Annotated in this window: 4 protein-coding genes, 1 tRNA gene and 1 pseudogene; 3 read left to right on the top strand and 3 right to left on the bottom strand. The window is 66.2% G+C overall.

The window, feature by feature from the left end; translation table 11 throughout:
* Positions 1-166: 166 nt before the first annotated feature.
* The gene (locus JHN63_RS22285) at positions 167-613 is read left to right on the top strand and encodes a hypothetical protein (RefSeq protein WP_200682892.1); all 447 of its coding nucleotides are present in this window, start codon (positions 167-169) and stop codon (positions 611-613) included.
* Between the two features lie 51 nt (positions 614-664).
* The gene (locus tag JHN63_RS22280) at positions 665-1,504 is read left to right on the top strand and encodes a transposase family protein (protein WP_200682882.1); all 840 of its coding nucleotides are present in this window, start codon (positions 665-667) and stop codon (positions 1,502-1,504) included.
* 177 nt (positions 1,505-1,681) lie between these two features.
* Here the strand turns inward: JHN63_RS22280 and ileS are convergent, their stop codons facing one another.
* Positions 1,682-4,885: an isoleucine--tRNA ligase gene (gene ileS, locus JHN63_RS22275; protein ID WP_200682878.1), complete on the bottom strand. Its 3,204-nt coding sequence runs from the start codon at positions 4,883-4,885 to the stop codon at positions 1,682-1,684.
* A 491-nt stretch (positions 4,886-5,376) separates the two neighbouring features.
* Here ileS and JHN63_RS22270 point away from each other — a divergent pair.
* A tRNA-Ile gene (locus tag JHN63_RS22270) sits at positions 5,377-5,450 on the top strand.
* A 204-nt stretch (positions 5,451-5,654) separates the two neighbouring features.
* Here the strand turns inward: JHN63_RS22270 and JHN63_RS22265 are convergent.
* Entirely contained in the window at positions 5,655-6,170 is a 516-nt protein-coding gene (locus JHN63_RS22265; protein WP_200682877.1) for an N-acetyltransferase, read from the bottom strand.
* 359 nt (positions 6,171-6,529) lie between these two features.
* Positions 6,530-6,838 (bottom strand): annotated as a pseudogene (locus JHN63_RS52895) (phytanoyl-CoA dioxygenase); the annotation flags it as partial.

The following is a 6,838-nucleotide window of genomic DNA, read 5'->3' as shown; positions in this document are numbered from 1 at the left end:
AATGAGGAGTGGGGTACTCACGCCGGTCGGCGGCCGATGACCTTGGTGTAGATCATCGGGCGGGTCCGGTTCCGGCGGGATGCCGGGTTCGGCTGCGCCCGCGATCTGCTTCCGCCTACGCTCCGTCGGCAGGTCGGCACGCCACGAGAGCGCGGGAGGGCCCGGGATGCAGGAGCGGCAGTGGATCACCGCTCGCCGGAGTGAACTGGACGCCCTCGCCGAGGAGTTGACCAAGCAGCTTCAGGAGGTCCAGGTCGAGCGGGACGAACTGGCGATCGCGGAGCGGGTGTTGAACCGCCTGGCCGAGCAGGTTCAGGCCGACGCCGAGGCTGTCGCTCCGGCATCGGCGAAGGTGGCCGGGCGGGCAGTGCTGCTCATCCCGCACCGCAGCGACGCGGCCGACGAGGGGGCGCTACCCGGCGACTACCGCAAGATCCTGGCGATCGTGCGGGAGGCCGACGGCCCGGTGCAGGTCAGGGCGGTCGGCGAGCGGATGGGCCTGGACGCCTCGGTGCGCGGCAAGCTGGAGCCGCTGCGGGCGAAGATGACCAAGCTCGCCGACCGCGGCTGGTTGCACAAACGGGGCGACGGGCGGTTCACCGCACGGCCGTGACCGCGCGAGCGGACCGTAACTGGCGGGCCCCCGGCGGCAGTTGAGTTTGGTGTGAAGAAAAACAACGGTCTCGCCGAGGGCCCTGACGGCCTTGTTTACACCGCCCGCCTGCCGCTGTCGAGCGCGACCTTGAACTATCTCGCCGGCCTGATACGCGGCCACCTGAAGAAGATCGGCTCCCGGTGGCGGACGCTGCCCGCCGGGAAGATCGCCGGCATCGTGCTGGCGGTGCTGCGCTGTGACCAGCGGCCCGGCGATCTGGCCGGCGGGAACGGGGTGCACCGCACCACCGTGAGCCGGTGGGTGCGCGAGGTCGTCGGCCTGCTGGCCGTCCGCGCCCCGCGCCTGGACCGCGCGTTGAAGAAGATCGCCCGAAAGGGCGGTGGCGTGGTCCTGCTGGACGGCTCCCTGATACGCACCCGCCGGCGCACCGGGGCGGACAACCGGCCGAACTACTCGGGCAAGCACAAATGCCATGGCCTGCTCGTGATCGCGCTCACCGACGACCGGGGCCGACTGGTGTGGATCTCCGCGGTGCGGCCCGGACGCACATCCGAGATCACCGCCTGCCGCCACGACAAGCTCACCGCCCACCTGCGGGCCGCCGGGCTCGGTGCCATCGCCGACCTGGGGTTCGTCGGCCTCGACGACGGTCCTCCTGACGCCGACCCGGCGGTGATCTGCGGCTACAAGGCGGCCCGGAACCGGCCTCTGACCCGCGGCCAGAAGCTGTCCAACAAGGCACTGGCCGCGGTGCGGGCCCCGGTCGAGCACGGCTTCGCCCATCTCAAGAACTGGCGCGTCCTCACCAAGGTCCGCACCGACCCGAAGTGGGCGACCGCGCTGGTCAGGGCCCTGCTCGTGCTGACGAACCGGGAAGTCACCCGCTGACGGATGACCTTGTCGCTGGACTATCGCCCCGGACCTGCCCGGGCCGCCCGACGCCTACGCACACCAGACCTTCTGACGTGCAGCTTTCACGATGCACCGGGCTCAATGGGAAAGGCCAAGCGTGGTCGTAGGGTCGCGCTCCGAGCAAAAGCCCGGCGGCGCGACCCTACGACAAGATCAAACTCGGAGCACCCGCACGCTTACCTGCGCACCATCGGCAACCGTTCCAACGAGCGTTGGATCCGCCACCTCGGCGTAAGCCACGGATGTCGCCAGCACCTCACCAACCAAGAGGGCCTCATGCGGGCGCACGGCGTCGAGCACGGCATCCGGGGCGCCCAGGGTCAGGCTGATCCGCTCCGACAGCTCCAAGCCGGCCTCGCGGCGTGCCTGTTGCACGAGTCGGACCACGTCCTTCGCGAGCCCTTCGGCAGTGAGCTCCGGAGTCACCACAGTGTCCAAGACCACCAGGCCCGTGTTCCCCGGCAGCGCGGCGGTCTCGTCTGGATCGGTTGCGACCAGCCGCTCGGTGAACTCACCGGGCAGTAGCTCGATCCCGGCTGCGGTCACCCGACCGTCGGTGTCGACCTGATATTCCCCCGCCTTGACCGCGCGGATCACCTTTTGGGTGTCTGGGCCCAGGCGTGGGCCGCAGGCCGACGGATTGACCGCGATTTCGAACCTGCCGTGCGCGGTCACGTCGGTGGTCAGCTCGATTGCCTTGACGTTCACCTCGTCGCGCAGGATGTCGGTGAACGGCTTGAGCGACGCGGCGTCAGCGGTCGCCACGGTGAGTTTGGCCAGCGGCAGTCGGACTCGAAGTCCGCGTGCCTTGCGCAGCGACAGCGCAGCCGACGCCACCTGACGCACCCGGTCCATTGCAGCAACGAGCTCGGCGTCGTGCGGCAGGTCCCCAGACGACGGCCAGTCCGTCAGGTGCACCGAGCGCCCGCCGGTGAGTCCCTGCCAGATGCGCTCGGTCGTGAACGGCAGTAGCGGCGCGGCGATGCGGGTGGTTACTTCCAGCACGGTGTGGAGGGTGTCCATGGCATCGGCATCGCCGTCCCAGAACCGCCTCCGGGAGCGCCGGACGTACCAGTTGGTCAGCACCTCGGCGTGTTCCCGGATCCGCTCGCACGCCCCGGCGATGTCGAGTGCGTCCATTGCTGCCGTGACGTCATCGACGAGTGAGGCTGTCCGGGCCAGCATGTACCGGTCCAGCACGTGGCTGCTGTCGGTCCGCCAGACGCCGCGCCGACTTGCTGTGCCGGCGTAGAGCGACAGGAAGTACCAGGTGTTCCACAGTGGCAGGATCGCCTGCCGTACGCCTTCCCGGATGCCCTGCTCAGTGACGACGAGGTTCCCGCCGCGCAGGATCGGCGATACGAACAGGAACCAGCGCATCGCGTCGGAGCCGTCGCGTTCGAAGACCTCTTTGACATCAGGGTAGTTGCGCCGAGACTTCGACATCTTCTGGCCGTCGTCGCCGAGCACGATGCCGTGGACAAGGGCCGAGGAGAACGACGGTCGGTCGAAGAGCGCCGTGGCCAGCACGTGCAGTGTGTAGAACCAGCCGCGGGTCTGCCCGTTGTACTCGACGATGAAGTCGCCGGGGTAGTGGTGTTCGAACCACTCGGTGTTCTCGAAGGGGTAGTGCACCTGCGCGAACGGCATCGAGCCCGACTCGAACCAGCAGTCCAGTACCTCCGGGACCCGGCGCATGGTCGACTGCCCAGTAGGGTCGTCAGGGTTGGGCCGGGTGAGTTCGTCGACGTAGGGGCGATGCAGATCGGTGGGACGTGTGCCGAAGTCACGCTCCAGTTCGTCCAGCGAGCCGTAGACGTCGACCCGCGGGTAGCGCGGATCATCGGAGACCCACACTGGGATCGGCGAGCCCCAGTACCGGTTGCGAGAGATGTTCCAGTCGCGGGCGCCCTCCAGCCACTTGCCGAATTGACCGTCCCCGATGTTGGAGGGGACCCAGTTGATCTCCCGGTTGAGCTCGACCATCCGATCTCGGAATGCTGTGACCCGCACAAACCAGGAATCGACGGCACGCTGGATGAGCGGGTTATTGCAGCGCCAGCAGTGCGGATAGGGGTGGTCATACGTCTCGTGTCGGAGCAGCACTCCAGACACGTATGACGCCCCATCACGCAAATCCCTGATGATGGCCCGATTCGCGTCGAACACCTGCACCCCGGCGTACGGCGGCACCTCGGCGGTGAACTCGCCGCGCCCATCCACCGGTACCACGACCTCGATCCCGGCAGCGTCGGTTACGGCCTTGTCCTCCTCACCGAACGCCGGCGCGAGGTGCACCATCCCGGTGCCGTCTTCGACGGTCACGTAATCGGCTGCCAGTACCCGGTGTGAGTTCTCCCGGCCGACGAAGAAGTTGAACGGCGGGGTATAGGACAGCCCGAGCAGCTCAGCCCCCTTTAGACGGCGCAGTACCGTCGGCTCCTCGCCCAGTTCACGGGCATAGTGAGGGACGCGAGCCTCAGCGATGACATACCGCTCACTGCCGTGATCAGCATCGGTTTCCAGCAGCACGTAGTCGATATCCGGGTGCACTGCGACCGCCAGGTTCGACGGCAGCGTCCAGGGGGTGGTCGTCCAGACAAGGGCGAGGGCCCCGTCGAGGTCTCCGCGAGGGCCGACCTCCGGATCCTTGCTCAGCTCACCGGCACCCGCAGCGGAGAGCCGCAGACCGACCGTGACCGCCGGGTCCTGCCGGTCAAGATAGACATCGTCCATCTTGGTCTCGGTGCTCGACAGTGGCGTCTCGCAGCGCCAGCAGTACCAGAGGACCCGGAATCCGGAGTAGATCAGGCCCTTGTCCCAAAGCTGCTTGAACGCCCAGATGACCGACTCCATGAAGGAGAGGTCCGAGGTCATGTAGCCGTTGTCGAAGTCCACCCAGCGCGCCTGCCGGGTGACGTAGTCGCGCCACTCTGACGTGTAGCGCAGAACGGAGGCGCGACAGGCCTCGTTGAAGGCCTCGATGCCCATGTCCTCGATCTCGGACTTGTGCCCGATCCCGAGTTGCCGCTCAGCCTCGAACTCTGCGGGCAGGCCGTGGGTGTCCCAGCCGAACTGACGCTCGACGCGTTTGCCGCGCATCGTCTGGTAGCGCGGAACGGCGTCTTTGACATATCCAGTCAGCAGGTGCCCGTAGTGCGGCAGCCCGTTGGCGAACGGCGGGCCATCGTAAACGACGTATTCGTTGCTGCCCTTGTCCCCGGCCGGGCGCTCTTCGACCGACGCGGTGAACGTGCTGTCGGCCTTCCAGAAGTCCAGCACTTCATGCTCGAGCGCCGGGAAGGACGGTTGGGCTGGGATGGTTGGGTAGGCGGCTGTGTCGGGCTTGTCAGCCATCGTGGTACTCCTCGTGCGGCGGGATACACCTCAGCTTGCACGGGGACGACAGCCCGCATTCCCCGGGCGCCGCGGTACCACCCCGCTTGCCGCCCGCACGCGGACGACCTCTCGTCGGACGGCTGTGACGGGCCGCTCCCGTCCGGTTCTACTCCGGACGCCGCGAAGGCGGCAGCCCGTTTCTTCCGGAGGCTCCCCGGTGATGGCCGGATCAGTGCCTTGTAGCGTGAGGTTACCGCAAGGAGGCTGCTGGGCGTGCAATATTTCCAGCAGGGCAGGACACCTGCACCGCGGTGAAGATCTCCAGCCAATCGATGCTGGGAAGTGCGCGGTTGGGCGATCTTCTGACTGCCCGGTGGAGGCGGGCACCTGCCATGCTGGGCTCACTCCGGCGGGCTGCGCCGAGTGCGCGGTGCACGTGCGGCCGGTGACCGCGGGTCAGCTCCGGGGCGCTCGCTCGGTCTGATAACCTACGGAACCACGGTGATTGAGGGCCTATAGCTCAGCTGGTTAGAGTGCTTCCCTGATAAGGAAGAGGTCAGTGGTTCGACTCCACTTAGGCCCACATTTCCCCCCGCAGTGCGCAGACGCGGTCCCGATAATAGTAGGGCGACTTGCCGCTTGGGGTGCCGATTCGGGGTGCACGCTTGATGCTGCCTAACTAGATGGGTGGCCAGCGACGGCGGCTTTCCGCTTGCGTAGTGCATCGGATTTCTAACTGGTATCCAACCCGCAGGGCCTTTCCTGTATTCGGTTTGCCTCGTGCTCTTCAAAGGCTCCGAACCATGCGGATGTTAGGCAACTTTCCTCTCCAAAGCTCCCGCTCGCCTGTGGCCTTGAAGCCATATCGAGCGTAGAAGCGGATGGCCCGCAAGTTGTAGTCCGTCACCCACAGCCGCATCGGTGTATCTCCTGCCCATGGGAGGAACTCGCTCATGAGCTGACTTCCGATGCCCTGGCCTTTGGCGTCGTCCAGGAGGTACATGGGCCCGAGGGCCACCAGCTCGGCTCGACGGCCGCACAAGAAGCCGACGATACCTGTGTCGGCGTGGACGACGCGGCAGAAGACCTGGTTCGGCTGCTGCCCGGCCTCCTCGATGACGTCTTGCCATTTAGCAATGCCCTCAGCTGTGGCTACGGAGCCGACGTTCTCTGTGATCCAGGCCTCGTCGATCCCCGCGTACTTGTTCGGATAGGTCTGGAGCCAGGCCGCCAGATGCGTCTGGCTGACCGCCGCAGCATCATCGCCACGGGGAGTATTTATGATCCTGCCATGGTTATGCATTCTCATAATGCCATCAGCCTTCCGCGCCAGCGGAGCCAGACGTTCTTGACAAGGCATCTCGCCGATAGAGACCCGAGCCCCCAATCCCGACCTATCAGCCGTACCATAATTTTAGCTCTGCCTTGAATATCTCTCAAGTCGACAAATAGTCGTGCGACATTCCGAAGCTTACAGTCGAATGAGTCGCATTCCCCGACGAGAAGTTTCAGGAGCTCAATTGGCGGTCGACTGGCTACGGGACCCTGAGCAAGCCGACTCGCTTTTCGGTCGGCCGGCCACGCCGAAATTGCTCGGGCATCGGCGTGGGGAGGGGCGGCAGGAAGCAAGCCTTCCCCACGCCTCGCTATCGCCCTGCGGATTCACTTGCCCAAACCGCGCCGGATGGCGCGCTCCACCGGCGAGTAGACGCCATCCGTGCGTTCGAGCCGATACGGCTCGGCCGGGTACAGCGGTGGCTGCGCCAGGAACCGCGGGGACGTCCCGCGGTGAGGCTGAGCAGCGTGCACCAGGAACGGATGGCACAGATAGACATCCCCTGCCTGCCCCGTCGCCAGTACCTGCGGCAGGCGAGCAGTCGTCTCGAAAAGCCCGCTTGCTGCCAGATCACCTGTGTTCATCCCGTCCTCGCCGGCAGCCTCCAGACGTGAGAGGGCGGTATGTGACGTGAT

It is taken from the genome of Streptomyces sp. MBT65 (assembly GCF_016612545.1).
Classification (GTDB): domain Bacteria; phylum Actinomycetota; class Actinomycetes; order Streptomycetales; family Streptomycetaceae; genus Streptomyces.
The sequence above is the reverse complement of the archived record's forward strand: the minus strand, read 5'-3'. Positions and strand labels throughout refer to the sequence as shown.

Coding starts and splice junctions, on each gene's coding strand:
- JHN63_RS22285 (WP_200682892.1), top strand. CDS start 167: ATGCAGGAGCGGCAGTGGATCACCGCTCGCCGGAGTGAACTGGACGCC.
- ileS (WP_200682878.1), bottom strand. CDS start 4,885: ATGGCTGACAAGCCCGACACAGCCGCCTACCCAACCATCCCAGCCCAA.
- JHN63_RS22265 (WP_200682877.1), bottom strand. CDS start 6,170: ATGCATAACCATGGCAGGATCATAAATACTCCCCGTGGCGATGATGCT.